Source organism: Rhizobium sp. TRM95796 (assembly GCF_025779995.1).
GTDB lineage: Bacteria > Pseudomonadota > Alphaproteobacteria > Rhizobiales > Rhizobiaceae > Rhizobium_E.
The window spans coordinates 400,947-422,366 of sequence record NZ_JAOXHE010000005.1; the positions used below are offsets into that span (position 1 = coordinate 400,947).

Sequence of the window (21,420 nt, forward strand, 5' to 3'; positions counted from 1 at the left end):
TGTTTTCAATGGATTGAATTTCCATGAGGGCCTCCCTTGTCAATTACGCCGCTCTACTCGCCCAACATTGTTCCGCCCTGACGTGTCGCAACCGGCCGGGGTGACGTCTGACGGCGCGGCGGCGTCGGCTGCGACCGCCCACCCCAGCCCCTGTCTCACCCTCCGGTCAGAGGATCAGGCTGGCGGTCGTCAGCCTGAGGTCGTCGGCGTTGCGGGCGATGGTGAAGCCGAAGTCGCGGGCCATCTGCAGCATGCGGTCGTTTTCGGCGAGGATGACGCCCTCGATGCGGCGCACGCCTTCGGAGCGGGCGTAATCGATCAGGCGGCGCAGCAGCGTCCAGCCGAGGCCGTGGCCCTGCAGGTCGCTGCGCACCAGCAGCGCATATTCAGCCTTCTCCTTGTCCGGATCGGCGTTGAGGCGGCCGATGGCCATCAGCGCCCCCGTGTTTCGATCGGTCGCGACGAAAGCCATTTCCCGGTCGTAATCCAGCTGCGTCAGCCGCTTGAGCATCTGGTCGGGAAAATGCCGGCGCGGCGAGAGGAAGCGCAGGCGAAGGTCTTCATCGGTCACCCGGGCGAAGAAGTTGCCGTAGAGCGAGAGATCGTCTGGGCGGATCGGGCGGAGATGCGCCTGGATCGGACCGAGATCGACGTCTTCGGACCAGTCGCCGGGATAGGGCCGGATGGCGAGCGCGCGGTTGGGGGCCGCTTCGTCGAGTTTGGCGGGATCGATCTCGATGCGGGCGTCGAGCGCGATGACGCCGTCCTCGTCGGCCAGCAACGGATTGACGTCGAGGGCGCGGATGGCGCCGAAATCGGCGGTCAGCGCCGAAATCGCCTGGATCGCGGCGATGATGGCGGCGCGGTCGGCGGGCTTGCGGTCGCGATAGCCCTTGAGCAGCCTCGATATGCGGGTGGCGTCGATGAGGTCGCCGGCCAGCGCGGCGTCGAGCGGCGGCAGGCCGATGGCGGCGTCGTCGAGCGCCTCGACCGCCGTGCCGCCAGCGCCGAACAGGATGACCGGGCCGAAGACGGAATCGAGGCTCGCGCCGATGATCAGCTCCTGGGCGCCCGGACGCTCGATCATCGGCTGGATGGCGTAGCCGTCGATGGCGTCGGCCTGGCCGAGCGCCGTCAACCGGTTCTCGATGTCCCGGCAAGCGGCGACGGCCGCGTCGGCGCTGTCGACGCCGAGAATGACGCCGCCGACATCGGATTTGTGGGTGATCGTGCGCGATTGCAGCTTGACGACGAGGCGTCCCCCGTCCGCGAGCAAGCGTTCGGCGATGACGCGGGCCTCGTCCGGCGTCGCCGCGACCAGCGTCTCCGGCGTCGGCAGGCCATAGGCGGAGAGCGCGGCCTTGGCTTCGGCCTCGCTCAGCATGGTGCGGCCGTCGCGGCCGACGGCGCGCAGGATCGCCGCCACCTTCTCCCGCGCCTCCGGCGAGATTTCCGCTGAGGCCTGCGGAACCCGCGACAGCGCGGCCTGCGCGCGCGACCATTCGCCGAGATAGCCGATGGCGTCGGCCGCCGCTTCGGGCGACGCGTAAGTCGCGACGCCCGCCGCGCGCAACGCCGCCCGGCCCTCGCGCGCCGTCTCCTCGCCCAGCCAGCAGGCGATCGTCGGCTTGCCCTCGATGCGCCCGTCTTTCGCAAGCCCCGCCACCGCGCGCGCGGCCTTGAGCGGGGACGCCAGCGCAGTCGGGCAGTTCATCACCAGCACGGCGTCGACGCCGGGGTCGCGGGCCACGCGTCGGACAGCCTCGACATAGCGGGCGGGCGGCGCGTCGCCGATGATGTCGACCGGGTTGGCGCGCGACCAGTTGGCCGGCAGTTGCGCGTCGAGAGCGGCGATCGTCTCTGTGGAAAGCTCGGCGAGATCGCCCTTCCAGTCCATCAGCCGGTCCACGGCCAGCACGCCGGCCCCGCCACCGTTCGTGACGAGGCCGGCGCGGATGGATTGCATCGGCGCAAAGCGCGAGAGCACCTCGACGGCGTCGAACAGCTGATCCAGAGCCCGAACCCGGAGCACGCCGGCGCGTTTCAACGCCGCCTCGGTGACCCGATCGGCGCCCGACAACGCGCCGGTATGGGTGGCGGCGGCCTTGGCCGCGGCGGCGTGGCGGCCGGGCTTGATGGCGATCACCGGCTTGATCCGGGCGGCGGCCCGGGCCGCCGACATGAACTTGCGCGGATTCGCGATGGATTCGAGATACATCACGATGACCCGCGTGTCGGGATCGCCCGACAGCATGTCCAGGCAATCGGCGGCGTCGACATCGGCCATGTCGCCGAGCGAGATCGCCGCCGACAGGCCGACGCCTTCGCCGGCCGCCCAATCGATCAGCGAGGTGACGATGGCGCCGGATTGCGAGATCAGCGCCACGCCGCCCGGCGCGGGCGTCATATGCGCGAAACTGGCGTTGAGTTTGGCGTGCGGCAGGATCAGGCCCACCGTGTTCGGTCCGAAGATGCGGAAGAGATGCGGCCGCGCCGCCGCGAGCATCGCCTGCCTGAGGCCGCTCGTCGCGGTGACGCCGGCGGTGATGACCGCCGCCGCACGGCAGCCGCGCGCAGCCAAGGCCTCGATCAGGCCGGGAACCGTCTCCGGCGGGGTGCAGATGACGGCGAGATCCGGCGCCTCGGGCAAGTCGGCGACGCGGGCGAAGCAATCGAGACCCGCCAACCGGGGATATTTCGGGTTGACCGGATAGATTTCGCCTTCGAAGCCGCTGGACCGGATATTGGCGAGAATCACCGCGCCCACCGATCCCTCCCGTTCGGAGGCGCCGATCACGGCGATCGAGCGGGGGGCAAGCGCATGGTCGAGATTGCGGATCGTCATCTGCGTCTCCTTGGTCGGACCCGGGCCGGGCGTTGCGCCATCCCTGCGGTCTGCCGGCGTCGCGCGCCTTGATTTTGCTCAAGCCCGGCGGGGTCGGCCACTTTTTTCGCGAGAACCTCCGATGGCGGACGATCCACAGTCCAGTTTTGAATTCTTCTAGGAAAATCGAGTAGATAAAGCTGGGTTTTACACAAAGCTTTGTACTGCGCGCTATTGATTGTCACCTTTAAACCGCGTTAATGGCGGTTAACCAATGGCCGAACGACAGACGGGATTCGTCGGGCCCGCGCCCGTGCGGCCGAGACTGTTGAAATAACGCATATTTTCTCGTGTGAGGCTTATTTTGAGCGCAGCTCCTAAGAAAAACGGTGTGGAGGAGCTTCGGGCGGCCCTCGCCGAAAGCCGCTCCGCATTTGTTGCAATCGGTATTTTCTCCTTTTTCGTCAATATGTTGGTGCTGACCGGCTCGATTTACAGCCTTCAGGTCTATGATCGCGTCCTCACCAGCCGCTCCGAGCCCACGCTGGTCGTGCTGACGCTCCTGCTGGTCGCGCTCTATGCGATCATGGGCGTGCTCGACCATATGCGCGCCCGCATTTCGGCGCGCATCGGGGCGCGCTTCGCCGCCAAGCTGGAAATGCGGGTGTTCCGCATCGTCACCGATCGCACCATGCTGGCGTCGCAGGGCATCAACACCAACACCGCCATGCGCGATCTCGATTCCATCCAGCGCGCTCTGGCCTCGCCGGCGGCCTTCTCGGTGTTCGACGTGCCGTGGACGCCGATCTTCGTGGTGATCATCTTCATTTTCCATCCGCTGATGGGCGTGCTCGGCGTGATCGGCGGCCTGATCCTCATCGCGCTGACCTGGCTCAACCAGAACGGCACCAAGGAGAACCAGGAAAAGGCGATGAACACCGCCCGCCTGTCGGAGGAATGGACCGGCACGCTGCAGCGAGAGGCCGACACCGTGCGCGCGCTCGGCATGCGCACCTCCACCGCGGTGCGCTGGCAGCGTTTCCGTCAGGACATGCTCAACGCCAATATCGACTACAGCGACCAGAACGGCTTTTATTCCACCACCTCCAAGACCTTCCGCATCTTCCTGCAATCGGCCATCCTCGGCGCCGGCGCCTGGCTGGCCATCCAGGGCCATATCAGCTCCGGCGCGATGCTGGCCTCGTCGATCATCATCGGCCGCGCGCTGTCGCCGATCGAAGGCATGATCGGCCAGTGGGCGCTGATCCAGCGCGCCATCCAGGGCTGGAAGAGCCTTGCGGACGTGCTGACCAAGGTGCCGCCGGAGGCCCAGCGCACCACGCTGCCCAAGCCGCGCGCCATTCTCGACGTGCAAAACATTTCGGTCGTGCCGCCGGGCGAGCGGGTGCCGACGCTGCGCAACCTGTCCTTCGAACTCAGGCCCGGCCAGGCGCTCGGCGTGATCGGCCAGTCCGGCTCCGGCAAGTCCACGCTGGCCCGCGTGCTGACCGGCGTCTGGCCGATCCAGGCCGGCAAGGTGCGCCTCGATGGCGCGGCGATCGACCAGTACAATGTCGACGACCTCGCCAATTATGTCGGCTATCTGCCGCAGGACGTGGCGCTGTTCGAAGGAACGATCGCCGAGAACATCGCCCGGCTGGCGCTTGATGTCGATTCCGAAAAGGTCGTGGCGGCGGCGCAGAAGGCGGCGGCGCATGATCTGGTCGTCAAGCTCGGCCAGGGCTACGACACCAAGCTGCCGGCCCAGGGCCAGCGCCTGTCGGGCGGCCAGAAGCAGCGCATCGGCCTTGCCCGCGCGCTCTACGGCGATCCCGTGCTCTTGGTGCTCGACGAGCCCAACGCCAATCTCGACGCCGAGGGCTCGGCCGCGCTCAACATCGCCATCCGCAACGCCAAGAAAGAGGGCCGCTCGGTGGTCATCATGGCGCATCGGCCGGCGGCGATCGAGGAGTGCGACCTGATCCTCATTCTCGAAGGCGGCAACCGCGTGGCCTTCGGCCCGCGCGACGAGGTGCTCAAGCAGCATCTGAAGAATTACCAGTCGATCGGGTCCGGCGGCCAGCAGAACGGCGGTCAGCCGGGCGCGCCCGCCCAGCTTCCGCAGGGACCGCGCCCGCCGGCGCCGAACGGCGGCGCCGCCCAGGGCGGAACTCCCGGCGCGCCAGCGCCCGGCGCGCCAACGCCCGGCCCGCAGGCGCCCACGGGCCCGACGCCCGGCGGCGCGCCCTCGAGCGCGCCGCGTCCTGCGCCGCCATCGGGCGCGCGTCCGGCGCTGCCCGGCATTCTTGGAACCGGTCTGCTTCCCGGCATCGGCGTCAAGCCGCAGGCGTCGGGACCGTCCGACGCCGGGGCCTCAAAACCGCCACAGCCTGAAGCTAAAGGCGACGCCGAACAACAACAACCGGGTCGCGCCGATGCCGCCGCTTCCGAGAACGGGGAGCAGAAATGAGCCCTGACGCATTGCAACTCCGCGCCGCGCCGAGCGCGCCCCAAGCCGCCGTGCAATCCTGGAGCGCGCGGCGCTACATGATCATGGGCTTCGCGACGCTGTTCATCCTGGTGTTCGGCTTCGGCGCCTGGTCGGTGTTCACCACCATGGCCGGCGCAGTGGTCGGCCAGGGCGTGGTGGAAGTCGAAACCAAGCGACAGGTGATCCAGCACGCCACCGGCGGCGTGATCGGCAAGATCCTCGTGCGCGACGGACAGGTCGTCGAAGCCGGCCAGACGCTGATCGTGTTCGACGACACCTTCGATCGGGCTGAACTCGCGGTGACGGAAAGCCAGCTCTATCCGCTGCTCGGCGTGCGCGCCCGGCTGATCGCCGAACAGGACGAACTGCCCGAACCGGTGTTCGACAAGGATCTCGTCGAACGCGCCAAGACCGACGAGACGGCCGCTGAAATCATCCGCAGCCAGAGGGAATTGCTGGTGGCGCGGCGGCTGACCCGCGACAAGCAGATCCAGCAGCTGCAGGAGCGCAAGTCGCAGATCGAAAAGCAGAACGACGGTCTGCGCGCGCGCATCGCGGCGCTGCAGGAGCAGTTCACGCTGCTCACCGGCGACGTCGATCGCCAGAAGGCGCTGCTCGCCAAGGGGCTGACCGAAATGACCCGCGTCAGCGCCTATGAGCGCGATGCGGCCCAGGCGCGCGGCAGCATGTCGGAATCGCAGGCGTCGATCGCCGAGAACCGGGCGCGCGTCGCCGAACTGGAGCTCGCCATCATCAACGTCTCGGCCCAGATGCGCGAAGAGGCGATCAAGGAACTCTCCGACACCGACGCCAAGGTGGCCGAGCTCAAGGAGCGCCGCAATTCCACGCTCGAGACGCTGTCGCGCATCGAGGTGAAGGCGCCGATGGAAGGCAAGGTGTTCAACCTGCAGGTCCACGCCATCCGCGCGGTCGTGCGCGCCGCCGAGCCGATCATGGAAATCGTGCCCGAAAAGGTCAAGCTGGTGGTGAGCGTGCAATTGCCGCCGACCCAGATCGACCAGGTGCATGAGGGGCAGGAGGCCATAATTCGCTTCCAGAGCTTCGATCACCGTCATACGCCGGATCTGAACGGTCGCGTGCGCCGGGTCTCGGCCGACATCATCACCAATGAGCGCACTGGCCAGAGCTATTACACGGCCTCGCTCGAACTGCTTCCCGGCGAAGAGAAATATCTCGGGCCGACCCAGCAGATTCGCCCCGGCATGCCGGTGGACGTGTTCATCCGCACCACCTATCGCACGCCCTGGGATTATCTGGTGCGTCCGCTGACGAGCTATTTCGGCAAGTCGATGCTGGAGCGTTGATCACGAAAGAGGCCGGCTTCCGGCCTCTTTTTCGTTGGCGGTCATCAAGCAGCTGCATCGCGCGGCCCGGCCGCCCTCGCATCGGGCGCGCCCGATCCGTCACACTTGGATCGGCGCTTGGAACGTTTTGCACTGCGGTGAATAACCAAAAGATGTAAACGAGGCGATGAAGAATATCCGAAGGTTGTTCGTGTCTCGGCGCTAGAAGAGACGCGGAGAGAACTTTGCGATGCGCCGTTTCAATTGACATGCTCTGCACGCGTCACTATCGTGATCCGGCGATATAGACGCTCCGCACGTCGGGAACGCTGTCGCGACGGGGAGGATCGGCATGGCGATTGCATTCACGGCGACACTTGGAACGGAGTGGACAGATGTCGTCATCAACGAGGAGTCTGGCGAGATCGTCTGGACGAACTTCGAAGGCAACGTCGTTCCGGGCGGCGCGGACGACGTCGTGGTCGCGACCGCGGGCGTCACGATCTCCAACAATGTCTTCGACCATCACTCCCCCTTGACCGGGGAGGTCGCCACCCGAAATCTCGACGTCACTTCCGCAGGCTCGGTGATCGCCGACGCATCGCTGATGACGATCGGCGGCACCTTGAGCAACGACGGCGCGTTCACGATCCTGACCGACAGCGTCACCGTGCTCGGCGGCATCGTCAACAACCATCTCATGACCATCAGCGGTGAAAGCGGTTCGGCCTATCTGTTGATGGATTCGGGCGAGTTTCACCTGTCGGGCTCCGGCGACCTGCGCCTGACCAGCAATGTCGACGGAACGGCTTTTCTGACCGGCACTCTGGGCGCCGTCACCACGCTGCACAATGAAAGCCGCATCTCCGGCGTCGGGCAGATTGGCTGGAGTTTCCAGCAATATTTCCCGGGCGGCTACGTGGCCATCATCAACAGCGGCGTCATCGACGCGGATGTGAGCGGGCGCAGGTTGATCATCGCGCCGGGCGTCGCCGAGACCGATCCCCTGGTCAACACAGGCGCGCTGGTGTCCAATGGCGGCGGGCAACTCATCGTCGACAACGCTTTCGTCGACCAGTCGTCATCGGGCTATGTCGGCGCCTATGGCGCGGGCTCGAAAACGGTGCTCAACAACACCGCGCTCACGGGCGGGCTCTTGGACACGTCCGGCGGCGGCGTCATCTATCTGGAAACCGGGGGCGGTTACGTCGCGGCCGGGGGCGGCCCGGGCTACACCATCCTCGACGGTTCGACCGAAGCGGGCGCCGTCACCATCACCACCGACAGCCTCGTCCGGCTCGGCGTCCCCTTCGGCATCGGCACGGAGGCGCAGATCGCGGGCGACATCGTCAATCACGGCGAAATCGGTCTGCTCGGCTACTGGACGGCGTTGCGCGTCGCCTCGTCCGCGAGGCTGACGGGCGGCGGCGAGGTCGTGCTCAGCTACAGCGCCGGCGCGGGCGACAATGTCGGTTTCGCCATGCTGCAGGGAGCCAGCGACACCGTCGAATCGACGCTGGAGAATGTCGACAACGTCATTCGCGGCGCGGGCTATGTAGGGCGTTACGACAACGGCGCCCTGGCGACGAAGCTCCTGTCGGTGGTCAATCACGAAGGCGGCGTGTTCGAGGCGGACAATGCCGACGCCGCGCTCGTGATCTATGGCACGGTCGGTTTCGTCAACGCCGGCGTTCTGCGCGCCGTCGACGGAGCCGAATTGTCGATCGGCGTCAATTCGGGCTCCACCGCGATCGACAACAAGGACGGCGCCATTCTCGCGGACGGCGTGGACTCGACGGTCGTCATTCGCAGCGGCGAGGTGCGGGGCGGCTCTCTGGAAACGGCCAATGGCGGCTTGATCCAACTCGTCGGATTTGCCGCCTCGGTTCTGGACGGCTCGACGGGGCAGGGCGCCGTCACCAATCATGGCGCAGTCCGGATCGACGGCGGTCTTTTTCGCGGTGCAATCGTCAACGATGGCGACATCGGCTTCCATCCGACGCAAGCCGCCACGCTGCTGATCGACGGGCAGGGCGCAGCGCTGTCCGGCGCGGGCGTGCTGACGCTCGGCGCCAACTCGATGATCCGCGGTGAAAACAGCAGCGAGATCGCCGTGCTCGCCAATTCGGGCGTGATCGCCGGCGGCGGCTATATCGGCACGACGCAGAATGGCCCGGGGACCGAACTCTTCGAGCTGCGCAACATGTCCGGAGGCGTCGTGCGCGCCACGACCGGCGAGACCATGGTGATCGACACCAGCGGCGCCATCGTCAATGACGGCGTCTTCGAAGCGGATGGCGGCGCGCTGGTCATTCAGGATCTGCTCTCCGGCGCAGGCGCTGTGCGCGCCGTCAATGGCGGCGTCCTGACCTTGCGGGGCGACTGGACCGGGACGGTGACATTTTCGGGGGCCGGGGCGGAGACGCTGCGCCACAGTATCGACGGCCCATGGTCCATCAGTCACACGATCACGCTCGGCGGCTTCGGTCTCGGCGACCGCGTCGATCTCGCGCAGGAGAGCGGTTATAGCCTCTCCGAGCCGGACAATTTCGCCTGGACCCAATCCGGCGAAAACGGCGTCTTCCAATTTTCCGGCGCCGGCGAGCAGCGCGGCTTCGCCTTCAATGGCCTGAGCCAGTTTCATCTGTCGCTGGTCGACAATGGCAATGGCGGGCTCTTCCTGGAGCGCGTCGCCACGATCGACGGCACGAAGGGCGCCAATGTGCTTTCGGGCACGGCGGGCGACGATCGGATGGTGGGCTTCGCCGGCAAGGACAGTTTCCGCGGCAGCGCCGGAAACGACCGGATGGATGGCGGCGTCGGGATCGACACCGTCGACTACGGGGCCGCAAGCGGCGGCGTCAGGGTCAATCTCGCCGCGACCACATTACAGGCGATCGGCGGCGGCCAGGGCTCCGACATGCTGTTGTTCTTCGAAAACGCCGCCGGCGGCGGCTTCAATGACAGATTGACGGGCAATAGCGGCGTCAACGTCCTGAAGGGCGGCGGCGGCAACGACACGCTGATCGGCGGCGGCGGCTTCGACCTTCTCTATGGCGGCTCGGGCAGGGACAGTTTCGTCATGAAATCGGCGAAAGACATCGGCGCCACAAAGACCGCGTCCGACACGATCTACGATTTCAACGGCAAGAGCGGCGACCGCATCAACCTGTCCGGCATCGACGCCAATGCCGCCACGGCGAAAAACGACGCCTTCAGCTTCATCGACACCGCGGCCTTCTCCGGCAAAGCCGGCGAATTGCGCTACGAGAGGGCCAAGTCGGACACCTACATCTCCGGCGACGTCAATGGCGACGGCAAGGCCGATTTCGTGCTCCATCTCGACGATCCCATGAGCCTGTCGAGAGGCTTTTTCGTTCTGTAGCCGCGCGCCGCCTCTGAGCGCCCGTCGCCGCGTCATCCCCGATTGAACCCCGTATCGATATACGGCTCCCAAAATTCCACAGACTCCCGGATCATCTCGACGACGAGGTGGTCGGTCGGCTCGCGTTCGCGGAAGGAAAGTTCGAGGCAGATCTCGTTGTCGGTTCCGCCGCCGGAGCGCACCGCGTCCAGCAGTTTCTCGGGCTGTATCCGGCCGTCCCGATTGTATTGCGCGGTAAAGGGCCAGTGGCCGCCTTTGTTCATCGAGGATTGCTTGATGTGGATGATCGGGCTCTCTTTGGGAAAGGCGCCTGCCCAGGCGTAGGGGTCTATGTCATCAGGGTTGGGCGAGGTCACGTCGCCATGGTCGATATCGACCATCATCTTCATCGGAATGGCGAAGCCTTGCTCCGCCAGCCGCCGGTCGAGCGCCTGGCATTCGGCGATCGTGTGGCCGAATTCGCGGCCCACAGACATCGGCTCCCAGAAAAGATAGGTGAGCCCCGCCGCCTGCGCATGTTCGGCCACCTCCGCCCAGCAATCGATGGCGATCTTCATCAACTCTTCGCGCCTGACCGGGTCGTCATAATCGCGATGGGTGAAGATGGCGAATTGCGTGCCCATGCCCGAGGCGCCAAGCCCGGCGGAGATATCGGCGAATGTCTTGAACCAGTCGACATAATAGCGCCGGACATCGGCGTCGGGATGGCCGAAATGGTTGAGCCGGCCATAAGGGCCGGTCATGCCCGAGGTCACCTTGACGCCGGTGCGGTCGAGCGCGCGGGCGAAGGCGCGTTCATGCTTGGAGATCGTCGCGGCGGGCCAGCCGGGATTGATGAATTCATGGGTGAGCTGCACATGGCCGATGCGGATCTTCTCCGCGATCGTGTCGATGAGATCGTCGGCCTCGGCGAAACGGTTGACCAACGGATTGGTGTTGAGCGAGAGCGTAAACGCCATGAACGGGCCTTTCAGAGGCGGAAGTCGGGAAGGATGAAATCGGGCGTCGCCGCGTGATGCGCAAAAAGGGCTGCGCGCTCGGCCGCCGTCGCCTCGGCGTGAATGCCGGTCTGCACCAGGATAGAAGCAATGCCGGCCGTCCGCGCCCCGGCGATGTCATGCTCGACGCTGTCGCCGATGGCGCAGATGCGCGCCGGCGCGATGTCCTTGAGAAAGATCTTGGCCTGGTCGTAGATGTCCGGGAAGGGTTTGCCGATCCAGGTCACCGCGCCGCCCAACTCTTCATAGAGATCGGCGATGCGGCCGGCGCCGAAGGCCTTGCCATCGGCGGTCAGCATCACCTTGTCGGGATTGGTGCAGAGGCAGCGCAGCCCACGCTCCGCCGCCGGCTGCAGCAGGCGCTGGTAATGGCAGAGATCGTAGCGGTCGCCTTCGCTCGCCGCGATCAGCACGATGTCGGCGGTTTCCGCGTCGTCCGTACGGTCGTAGTCCAACCCGTCGAGCGGCGAAGTGTCGCCGTCGCGGCTGATCAGCAGGCAGCGTTTGCGCGCGCCGCCCTGCGTTTCCTCCGCCATCATCCGCCAGGCGGTTTCGCCCGACGTCAAAAACCAGTCCCAATCAGCCTCATTGAAGCCGAGCTTGGCGAGCCGCACGGAATTTTCGACCGAGCGCTTGCCGGAATTGGAGAGGACGATGATCTTCTTGCCGAGCGCGCGCAGCTTCTTCAGTTCCGCCGGCGCCTGCGGATAGGGGCCGGCGCCGTCGCGCAGCACGCCGAACTGGTCGATGAGAAAGGCGTCGAACCGGTCGGCCACCTCATGCAGGCCGGTGATCGTCTCCGTCATAACAATCCCTCCGCTTGCGCCGCCTTGAGCGCCAGCCTTGCCGCGCCCGCCGCCGCTTCCTCCGAGAGAACGGGCGCGGCGGCGACGCCGAGCTTCCTCAGCCGGATCCTCGTCCAGACCTCGTTCTTCGCCCCGCCGCCGACGCTGCGGATCGAGCCGAGCTTGGGGCCGCCGAGGCTTTCCAGCCTCTGATAGGCCAAGGCCTCAATGCCGGCAATCCCCTCAAAGATGGCTTTGAGGAAATCGGCGTCGTCCTCAGGGCGCGGGTTCATGCGCGGGGCGAGGGCAGGGTCGGAAATCGGAAAGCGCTCGCCCGGCTTCGGCAGCGGATAATAGTCGAGGCCGCTGTCGGTCTCCGGATCGATCCGCGCCGACAGCGCGGCAATGGCGTCGGGCTCGAAATGCTGCGCCAGCACCACGCCGCCGCCGTTGGAGGCGCCGCCGGCCAGCCAGATATCGCCGATGCGATGGCTATAGAGCCCATAGTCGGGCGCAAACAGCGGCGTGTCCGACAGGATCTTCACCGTCAGCGTCGTGCCCAGCGCGCTGACGCCATCGCCCGGCCGGTCGGCGCCGGTGGCGAGGAAGGAGGCGCAGCCATCCGTGGTGCCGGCGGCAATCAGCACCGTCGGGCTCACCCCATAGGTCTGCGCCGCCTGCGCCGAAATCCGCGCCATCGTCGCGCCCGCCGGCAGCACATCGGGCAGCAGCGCTATGTTCGCCCCGGTCGCCCCGATCCAGTCGGGCCAACGCCTCACGATCGGGTCATAGCCCGTCTTCAGGGCATTGTTTTCGTCGCTGAGGTCGAAGCGACCGGTCAGCTGCCCGGCCAGCCAGTCGGCCTGGTGGATCACCCGCTCGACGCCGGCAATCGTCTGGAAGACCATCAGCTTGGCGAGGCCGGAGGTCGGCCCATGCGCGGCGCTGTCGCGCGGCGCATTCTCCGCCACCGCCTTGAGGATGCCCGCATCTTCCACCGGATCGTTATACATCATCGGGCGCGCCAGCGGCCGCCCGTTTCCATCCACCGGTAAAACCGTGCCAGACGTGCCGTCCACCGCGATGGCGACGACGGCGCTTCGGTCGATCTCAGCCAGCGCGCCCGTCAATGCCGAACGCATCGCCGCCCGCCAGCCCTCGGGATCGCGGTGATCGTCGCTGAAGCTCGAAAGCTTGGCGGCGGCGCTGGCGACGACAAGGCCGTCCCCGTCCATCGCCACGGCGCGCGCGCCCGAGGTGCCCATATCCAGGCCGATGACGAGCGGGCGCGGGGTCATTGCAGGCTGGCTCCCCGCCTGTTGAGCTCCTGGCGATATTTCTCGGCGTCCCAGCCCAGCAGTTCGGCATTCTGTTCCGGCGTGAAATAGCCGAGCCGCGCGCCTTCGGGAATGCGGCTCGCCACATCGACGAAGCAGCCGAGCAGCGCCAGCGGCCCCGGCTCGATCGCCTTCTTCACCAAGACGCCCTTGCCGGGAAACAAGAGAACCGGCGGCGGATTGCTGAGCCGGTCTTCCATCTCGACCGCGCTTTCGCCGGGCGCGGCGATCATGAAGCCGGGGCCGAGAAAGATCACATGGTCGGGATAGAGGCTGCCGCCGGCGGCGATCCGGCAGTTTTCGAGATCGGTCGCCGCGTCATGCAGGTTTTCATCCGCAGGCAGCATATAGGAACTGTCGAGCGCCAGCCGCGACAGCGCCGGAAGATCCGCCGCCGGCGCCGGCCGACGTGGAGACGCCAACCTCTGGCAGATATCCGTCAGCAGCGCCTCGGCCTCCGCCACCGTCTCGCCCGCCACCACAAGGCCGTGATTGCCGAGGATCAGCACGGAAATATCTGGCCGCATCCGCGCATGAATGGCGCGCGCCAAGGGCAGGCCGGGCCGGCAATAGGGCACAAAAGCATAGGCCACGCCCTTCAGTCGCTCCGCCAGAATCTGCTCGGCGTCGGCACGCACCGCGAGCGCGATCGTCTCGACGCAATGGACATGCACCACCACCTTCTGCGGCATCAGCGCATGCACGGTGGTCTCGATCGACGGCCGCAAGCCGTTCTTCGCCAGCGCCTGGTCGACATGCACATGCGCCTTTTCCGCCGAGGGATCGTGCTTGGCGACCGCGTCGAGAATGGCGCCGAGCTTGACCGGCACCATCACGTCGCGTTCCCTCGCATGCGCCAGCCACAGGCCCGACGCCTTGATCCACAGCGTGTCGCCATCCTTGATCGACGTATTGCCGCCGGCCGCCTGCACCAATGCGGGATCCGCGCCGATGCGGGCGGAGAGGTCGATCAGGGCCTGGTATTCGGTGCTGCTCATGGGATTGCCTTCATGGTTTGTGCGGAGGCTTCACCCCCCTCTGTCCTGCCGGACATCTCCCCCTCAAGGGGGGAGATTGCTCTGTGGCGCCGTCCTGCCTCCACGCAACGTCGAGACTGCGGCAAACTCTGCGGCCGGAGGACGCCGAGCGCACGCTTCCGGCCAATCTCCCCCCTTGAGGGGGAGATGCCCGGCAGGGCAGAGGGGGGTAGCCGCAGACGCAACCCTGTCGACGAAATCCTCACTCCGCCGCCCCCGCCTGCACGCGCCGCTGCTCCATCCAACCCGCAAACGCCGCCCGCTCGCTGTCGGTCAACTTCAGTCCATGCTTGGTGCGCCGGTCGAGAATGTCCTCCGCCGTCTCCGCCCATTCCTCGCGCATCAGGAAATAGGCCTCGCGCTCGTAAAACACCCCGCCGAAACACTGGCCGAGATCGCCCATCCCGCGCGCGTCGCCCAGAAGCGTCACCAGCCTGGAGCCGTAGAGCCGGGCGTAATGCTTGAGCACCGGGGCCGGCAGCCAGGGATAGGCGCGTTTCATATCGCCGAGGAACTGGTCGAAATCCGCCTTGGGCATCGCTCCGCCCGGCAGTACGCCGCGCCGCGTCCAGGCCTCGCCCATGGCGGGGAAGAACGGCTTGATCTTTTCCAGCGCATGTTCCGACAGCTTGCGGAAGGTGGTGATCTTGCCGCCGAACACCGAGAGCAGCGGCGCGCGCTCGCCGTCGCCATCGACCTCGAAAATATAGTCGCGCGTCACAGCCGATGGATTTTCGGCGTTGTCGTCATAGAGCGGCCGCACCCCCGAGAAGGAATGGACGATGTCGTCGCGGGTCAGCTGCTGCTTGAAATAGCGGTTGACCGATTTCAGCAGGTAATCGATCTCGTTGCCGTCGGGCGCGACATCCTCCGGCCGTCCGTCATAGGGAATGTCGGTGGTGCCGATCAGCGTCAGGTCGTCCTGATAGGGGTTGATGAAGATCACCCGCTTGTCGGGGTTCTGCACCAGATAGGCCTGCCGCCCCTCCCAGAATTTGCGCGTGACGATATGGCTGCCCTTCACAAGCCGCACGCTGCGGGCCGAATTCAGCCCCGCCACCCGGCCGATCACGTCGTTGACCCAGGGGCCGGCGGTGTTGACCACGCAGCGGGCCCTGAAACGGCGCTTGGCGCCCGTGCGCTGGTCGGTGGTCTCGATGTCCCACAGCTTGCCGTCGCGGCGGATGGTGGTGCAGGCGGTGCGGGTCAGGATCTCCGCGCCCTTGTCCTTGGCGTCGAGCGCATTGAGCAGCACCAGGCGGGCGTCGTCCACCCAACAGTCCGAATATTCGAAGGCCTTGGTGTATTCGGGCTTGATCGGCGCGCCCTCGGGCGCGGTGCGCAGGTTGAGGCTGCGGGTGCCGGGCAGGCGCTTTCTGCCGCCGAGATGGTCGTAGAGGAAGAGGCCGAGCCGCACCAGCCAGGCCGGGCGGTCGGCGGGGTTGTGCGGCAGCACGAAACGCATCGGCCAGATGATGTGCGGGGCGCTATTGAGCAGCACCTCGCGCTCGATCAAAGCTTCGCGCACCAGCCGGAATTCGTAATATTCGAGATAGCGAAGCCCGCCATGCACCAGCTTGCCGGAGCGCGAACTGGTGCCTTGGGCGAGATCGTCCTTCTCCACCATCACGACGCTTAAGCCCCGTCCGGCGGCGTCGCGGGCGATGCCGGCGCCATTGACGCCGCCGCCGATCACGAACAGGTCGATGATGCCCTTGTCAGCCGTCATGCTCAGCTCTCCTTCAGTCCATAGCCCGAAAAGGCCGAGACGACGCCGGCGATCTCCTCGTCGGGCAGCAGCGCCGGCCCGCCGATCAGCAGGCTGTGATAATATTGCTTGGCGATGGTTTCGAGTTCGACGGCGCGCCACATCGCTTTTTTGAGACTGTCGCCGCAGGCCAGCATGCCGTGATTGGCCATCAGGCAGGCGGTGCGGCCTTCCAGCGCCCGAAGCACGCTGTCGGACAGATCCTGCGTGCCGTAGCGGGCATAGTCCGCCACCCGCACGTCATTGCCGCCGAAGGCGGCGATCATATAGTGACAGGCGGGGATCGGCTTGCGGGCGATGGCGAGAATGGTCGAGAAGGGCGCATGCGTGTGCACGACCGCATTCACATCCGGCCGCGAGCGCATGATGTCGAGATGAAACGGCCATTCCACCGAGGGCACTTTCGGCCCGTCATAGGCGCCGCGCTCGCCGGAGATCGGCATCGAGGCGATCATGTCGGCTGTCACCTCGTCATAAGGGATCGAACTCGGCGAGATCAGCATGCTCTCGCCATAGCGCACCGAAATATTGCCCGACGTCCCCTGGTTCAGCCCGGACGCGTTCATCGCCCGGCAGCTTTCGATGATGGAGCGTCGGATGATGTCTTCCGTGCTCATAACAGCCTCAGCAGGGATTGACCGGGGGCAGCCCGGCGATATAGCGGCGCACCTCTTCCGCCGCCATTTCGGCAGCATAGGTCACGGTGCGCACCGAGGCGCCGGCGATATGCGGGGTCAGCGTCACATTCGGCAGCTGCAAGAGCGGCCAGTCGGCCGGCACCGGCTCCACGGCGAAGGTTTCCAGCATGGCGGCCGACAGCTGCCCGCTGATCAGCGCCTCATAGAGCGCATCGTAATCGCAGAGCGGGCCGCGGGCGGTGTTCACGAAGATCGCGCCCTTCTTCATCCTGGCGAAGCTGTCGGCGTTCATCATGCCCTTGGTCTCCTCGGTCACCCGGGGATGCAGGGTCACGATGTCGGCGCGCGACAGCAGATCGTCGAAGGACACCTGCTCGACGCCGCCATTGATGTCATCGACCGACAGCTGCACATAGGGGTCATGCACGATGACTTTGGTGCCGAAGGCGCGCAGCAGCCGCACCACTTTGGTGCCGATATTGCCGTAGCCGATCACGCCGACCACCATTTCCGAGAGCTCGCGGCCCGTCCGGTCGGCGCGGTAGAGATCGCCGCGCCATTCGCCGGCCCGCAGGCTTTCATGTCCCATGCGGATCAGCCGTGTTTCGGCGAGGATCGCGCCGAGCGTGAATTCGGCCACGGCGGAGGCGTTGCGGCCGGGCGTGTTGACGACGCGCACGCCCGCAGCCCGGGCCGCCTGCATGTCGATATTGACAGGCCCGCCGCGCGACACCGCCACGCATTTGAGATTGGGCAATTGCGCAAACATGCCCGACGACAGCGGCGCAAGCTGCGTCACCAGGATTTCGGCGTCGTCGACGAAGGAGACGATCTCTTCGGCAGACCCCATATATTCCTTGAGCCCGGCCATGCCTTCCACCGCATAGCCATGCTCCATCGGCTCGTCCGGCCAGGGTTGCTCGAGCAGGCGAATGTCGTGGTCCTCGCCACAGGCGTCGACGATCTTGTCGCGAAACACGGTGGGCAGCATGAAACGATCGCCGATGATCGCAATCTTCTTCATTCTCTCAGTCCTTTCGAAGCGGGGCCTCAGGGGCTTCCGCGAGCATGTGCCAGATCGGGCGGAGCGCGGTCCGCGTCTGGCGGTAAGGGTCGAAGGCGCGGTCGAAGCGCGCCGCGATCGCAGCATCCGGCGCTTCCACCGGCTTGAGGCAGGGGCTCACCCAGTCGGCGACGCAGGCCGCCATGTCGGGATAGACGCCGAGCGACACGCAGGCGATCATCGCGGCGCCGGCCGCGCCCGCTTCCTCGCGCGTCGACGTCTGCACGCCGGCGTTCAGCGCGCCGCCGAGAATGGCGCGGAGCGACGCCGATCGCGCGGCGCCGCCGGTCAGCCGCACCCGGTCGGGCGTCGGCCCCATCGCCGTGTAGCAATCGCGCGCCGCCATGGCGAGCCCGTCGAACACGGCGCGGACGAGATCGCCGAAGCCGTGATTCATCGTCAGCCCCACCAGCGAGGCGCGCGCGGTGGCGTCCACGAACGGCCCGCGTTCGCCGGCGTCGGAAATATAGGGATGGTAGAGGATCGGGTCCGACGTCGCCCCCGCCAGCCAGGTGTCGAGATGGCCGAGAAGCTCGCTTTTCGATTTCTCGACGCCCATGCTCTTGAGCAGGCCTGAAGCCACCGAGATGATCCAGTCGATATTCAGCGTCGCCGCCATATTGGATTGCATCTGCGCATAGGCGCCGGGCACGGGCCAGCACATCGTGTAGCCGGTCTGGTCGGCGTTCAGCCAGACGTCGTCGGGGCTTTCGGCGAAGCGCATATGCATGCCGGTGGAGCCGACGATCGAGCATCCCGCCTGCACGCCGGGCTCGTAAAGCCCGGCGCCGAGCGCGGTGCAGACCACGTCGACGTAGCCGAGCACGACGGGCGTGCCCGCGGGCAGGCCGGTCAGACGCGCCGCCTCTTCGGTCAGCGGATGATGCGTGGTCGCGCCATCGACGATCTCAGGCAACAGGCTGCGCTTGTGGCGGAGATCGAGAAAATCGATCACCTCCTCGCTATAGCTCCGCTTGCGGAAATCGCCGAACGTGAACACGGCTTCCGAAGGGTCGGTGGCGCGCTGGCCGGTCAGCTTGAAATAGAGCCAGTCCTTGCAGTGGAAGGTGGTGGTGACGCCATCCAGCATCTCGGGGGCATTTTCCAGCATCCATTTCAGCTGCGGACCCTGCTGGCAGGCGGCGAGGCCCGAGCCGCAGGTCTGGTAGCGAGCGATGTCGCCCGCGTCGCCCCGCAGCCGGTCGACGATCGCGCCGGCGCGCGCGTCGAGCCACAGCCAGCCCTTGCCGATGGGATTGCCGTCCGCGTCGATCCGCCATGTGCCGTCGCCTTGGGCGGTGACGGCAATGCCGGCCACCCGCTCCCGGAGATTGTCGATCTTGTCGGCGAGGTCGGCGAGCGTGCGGGCCGTGTCCGCCCAGGTGCGGGTCATGTCCTGCACCCAGCCCGCACGCCCCTCCGCCTCGTAATGGTTGGCGATCGACGCCACCGCCAGCTGGTTGCCGGCCAGGTCGAAGGCGACGGATTTCAGCACCGACGTGCCCGCGTCGATGCCGATCACGATGTCGCGTCTCACCGCTCCGCCGCTCATGCCAATTGATCTCCATGCGAAATCGCAACGCCCGTCTCGGCGTCGAACACATGCAGGCTTTTCGGCGCGAGATGGATGCGGATCGTCTCGCCGGGGGTGAGGCTTACCCGGTCATGCTCGACCAGCACCATGGTGGCGCCGGCGAAATCGGCGGCGATATGGGTCTGGTCGCCGAGCCATTGATTGACCGCAACCTTGGCCGCAACCCCGTCATCGGCGCGCCTGACCGCATAGGGACGGATGCCGATCGTCACGCGGTTGCGTTTGCCGAGCGCCGCCCGCACTTCGGGCGCGAAGGCGGAGGCCGGATAGTCGAGCTTGACCCCGTCGCCGAGGCCGAAGGACACGCTTTCGCCGGATGTTGTGACGCTGGCGGAAAACACGTTCATCGGCGGTTCGCCGACAAAGGTGCCGGTGAAAAGATTGGCCGGCCGCTCCTTGATCATCTCGGGCGTATCGAACTGCTGCAGCACCCCGCCTTCCATCACCGCGATCCGGTCGGCCAGCGCATTGGCTTCCGTCTGGTCATGGGTCACGAGGATGGCGGTCAGCCCGCGCTCCTTGATGTAATGCTTGATGCGGCCGCGCAGCACGGCGCGCAGTTGCGGCTCGAGCTGGCCCATCGGCTCGTCGAGCAGATGCAGGTCGGCGTTGCGGATCAGCGCCCGGCCCAAGGAAGCGCGCTGCTGCTGGCCGCCCGAAATCGAGCTGGGATAGCGGCCGAGAATGTCCTCGATCTCCAGCAGCTTGGCGATATAGGCGACCTTTTCCTCCACCTCGGCGTTGGAGAGTTTCGCCGCCTTCAATGCAAAGGCCATGTTCTCCTTCACCGTCAGCGGCGGATAGAGCGAATAGCCTTCGAACGCCATGGCGACGTTGCGCTTGACCGGGGCCAGCATATGCACCGGACGGCCGCCCAGCGAAATCTGTCCGCGCGACACGGCCTCAAAGCCGGCGATCATGCGAAGCGTCGAAGTCTTGCCGCAGCCGGACGAGCCCAGCAGTGCGATGATCTCGCCCTTCTTGACATCCATCGTCAGTTTCTTGACGGCATGCACGCCGTAATCCACGGGGCCGTAGAATTTGTCGACGCCGTCGATCCTGAGAGCGGTCTCCATCATGCCGCGACTCCCTGATGCTTATGGGCTTTGTCATTGTCGGACAGGCGCGCGCCCGTTTCCTTGTCGAACAGGAAGGCCTGGCCGCCATCGATGGCGATCGCCGCGCTTCCATGTGTCGGCCCCGGCGCTCCAGCCGGCCGCGACACCAGGATTTCCCGGCTACGCGCCGTCAGCGCCAGCGTTACGGTCTTTTCGTTCAGCGGCGTTTCCGCCTCCACGGTCACAGGCACGGCGTTCTCGCCGGCGGGATCGACGAAGCGCAGCGTCTCGGGCCGGAGGCCGAGAATGGCGGGCTTGCCCGCAGCGCTCTGCGCCACATGCGGCAGCGCCACCCGCACATTGGAGATCTCGCAATAGACGCCGCCCGCATCGCTCTTCGGCGTCACGTCGAGCAGGTTGATGGTCGGGTCGCCGAAGAGACGGGCGATCTCGACATTGGCGGGACGGAGATAGATGTCCTCGGGCGCGCCGATCTGCTGGATCTTGCCATGCGCCATCACGGCGATCCGGTCGCCGAGCGCCATGGCCTCCTTGTAGTCCTGCGTCACATAGATGGTGGTCGCGCCTTGGCGGGCGAGCACGCGCGGCAGCTCCAGCCGCATTTCGAAGCGGAGCTTGGCGTCGACATTGCGCAGGGGATCGTCGAGCAGCAGCACCGGCGGCGAGCCGGCCAGCGCCCGCGCCAGCGCCGTGCGCTGCTTCTGGCCGTTCGACAGCGCCTTGGGCCTGTGCGTCAGCACATGGTCGATCTTGAGAAGCTTGGCGACCTTTTCGACGCCCGCCTTGATGGCGCCGTCCTTCTCGCCGCGCGCCTCGAGCGGCGTGGCGATATTGGCGAAGGCGTCCATATGCGGAAACAGCGCGAAATTCTGAAACGCCATGCCGATGCCGCGATATTCGGCGTCGAGATCGGTCACATCCTCGCCGCCGATCAGGATATGGCCCTGATCGGGATCGATCACGCCGGCGATCAGCCGGAGCAGCACCGTCTTGCCGGCGCCCGAGGAGCCGAACAGCACGAGCCGTTCGCCTTCCGCAATGCTGAGCGACAGATCGTCGATGACCGTATGCGTCTTGAAGCGCTTGGTGATGTGTTTGAGTTCGAGCGTGGCCATGA

General features: G+C 66.2%; 14 protein-coding genes. 3 read left to right on the forward strand and 11 right to left on the reverse strand.

Features of this window, described 5'->3' with window-relative positions; translation table 11 throughout:
- Window positions 1-166: 166 nt before the first annotated feature.
- The gene (locus tag OCK01_RS13380) at window positions 167-2,845 is read right to left on the reverse strand and encodes a bifunctional acetate--CoA ligase family protein/GNAT family N-acetyltransferase (RefSeq protein WP_263824344.1); all 2,679 of its coding nucleotides are present in this window, start codon (window positions 2,843-2,845) and stop codon (window positions 167-169) included.
- A 370-nt stretch (window positions 2,846-3,215) separates the two neighbouring features.
- On the opposite strand from OCK01_RS13380, the gene OCK01_RS13385 reads away from it, so the two are divergent.
- From OCK01_RS13385 to OCK01_RS13395, 3 genes are all read left to right on the forward strand, one after another.
- Entirely contained in the window at window positions 3,216-5,294 is a 2,079-nt protein-coding gene (locus OCK01_RS13385) for a type I secretion system permease/ATPase (RefSeq protein WP_263824345.1), read from the forward strand.
- The gene (locus OCK01_RS13390) at window positions 5,291-6,640 is read left to right on the forward strand and encodes an HlyD family type I secretion periplasmic adaptor subunit (RefSeq protein WP_263824346.1); all 1,350 of its coding nucleotides are present in this window, start codon (window positions 5,291-5,293) and stop codon (window positions 6,638-6,640) included. Before OCK01_RS13385 ends, OCK01_RS13390 begins: the two co-directional genes overlap by 4 nt.
- A gap of 331 nt (window positions 6,641-6,971) precedes the next feature.
- Entirely contained in the window at window positions 6,972-10,004 is a 3,033-nt protein-coding gene (locus OCK01_RS13395; RefSeq protein WP_263824347.1) for a M10 family metallopeptidase C-terminal domain-containing protein, read from the forward strand.
- A 32-nt stretch (window positions 10,005-10,036) separates the two neighbouring features.
- Here OCK01_RS13395 and OCK01_RS13400 read toward each other — a convergent pair whose 3' ends face one another.
- The 10 genes from OCK01_RS13400 to OCK01_RS13445 form a co-directional block, all read right to left on the reverse strand.
- Complete coding sequence (locus OCK01_RS13400) at window positions 10,037-10,963, reverse strand: sugar phosphate isomerase/epimerase family protein (RefSeq protein ID WP_263824348.1); 927 nt, start codon at window positions 10,961-10,963, stop codon at window positions 10,037-10,039.
- Window positions 10,964-10,974: 11 nt separating this feature from the next.
- Window positions 10,975-11,808, reverse strand: a complete 834-nt coding sequence (locus tag OCK01_RS13405; RefSeq protein WP_263824349.1) for a TIGR01459 family HAD-type hydrolase — start codon at window positions 11,806-11,808, stop codon at window positions 10,975-10,977.
- A complete protein-coding gene (locus OCK01_RS13410; RefSeq protein ID WP_263824350.1) occupies window positions 11,805-13,085 on the reverse strand; it encodes an FGGY-family carbohydrate kinase in 1,281 nt (426 codons plus the stop codon). Before OCK01_RS13410 ends, OCK01_RS13405 begins: the two co-directional genes overlap by 4 nt.
- Window positions 13,082-14,122, reverse strand: a complete 1,041-nt coding sequence (locus tag OCK01_RS13415) for a class II aldolase/adducin family protein (protein ID WP_263824351.1) — start codon at window positions 14,120-14,122, stop codon at window positions 13,082-13,084. Before OCK01_RS13415 ends, OCK01_RS13410 begins: the two co-directional genes overlap by 4 nt.
- 241 nt (window positions 14,123-14,363) lie before the next feature.
- Window positions 14,364-15,890 carry a glycerol-3-phosphate dehydrogenase gene (locus tag OCK01_RS13420; protein WP_263824352.1) on the reverse strand — a complete coding sequence of 509 codons (1,527 nt, stop codon included), beginning with the start codon at window positions 15,888-15,890 and terminating at the stop codon, window positions 14,364-14,366.
- 2 nt (window positions 15,891-15,892) lie between these two features.
- Window positions 15,893-16,546 (reverse strand): class II aldolase/adducin family protein, encoded by a 654-nt coding sequence (locus OCK01_RS13425; RefSeq protein ID WP_263824353.1) that lies wholly within the window; start codon window positions 16,544-16,546, stop codon window positions 15,893-15,895.
- Between the two features lie 7 nt (window positions 16,547-16,553).
- Window positions 16,554-17,591 carry a 2-hydroxyacid dehydrogenase gene (locus tag OCK01_RS13430; RefSeq protein ID WP_263824354.1) on the reverse strand — a complete coding sequence of 346 codons (1,038 nt, stop codon included), beginning with the start codon at window positions 17,589-17,591 and terminating at the stop codon, window positions 16,554-16,556.
- Between the two features lie 4 nt (window positions 17,592-17,595).
- Window positions 17,596-19,182: an FGGY-family carbohydrate kinase gene (locus tag OCK01_RS13435; RefSeq protein ID WP_263824355.1), complete on the reverse strand. Its 1,587-nt coding sequence runs from the start codon at window positions 19,180-19,182 to the stop codon at window positions 17,596-17,598.
- Entirely contained in the window at window positions 19,179-20,303 is a 1,125-nt protein-coding gene (locus OCK01_RS13440; RefSeq protein WP_263824356.1) for an ABC transporter ATP-binding protein, read from the reverse strand. Before OCK01_RS13440 ends, OCK01_RS13435 begins: the two co-directional genes overlap by 4 nt.
- The gene (locus OCK01_RS13445) at window positions 20,300-21,418 is read right to left on the reverse strand and encodes an ABC transporter ATP-binding protein (protein WP_263824357.1); all 1,119 of its coding nucleotides are present in this window, start codon (window positions 21,416-21,418) and stop codon (window positions 20,300-20,302) included. The genes OCK01_RS13440 and OCK01_RS13445 overlap by 4 nt, the downstream gene beginning before the upstream one ends.
- Window positions 21,419-21,420 lie beyond the last annotated feature (2 nt).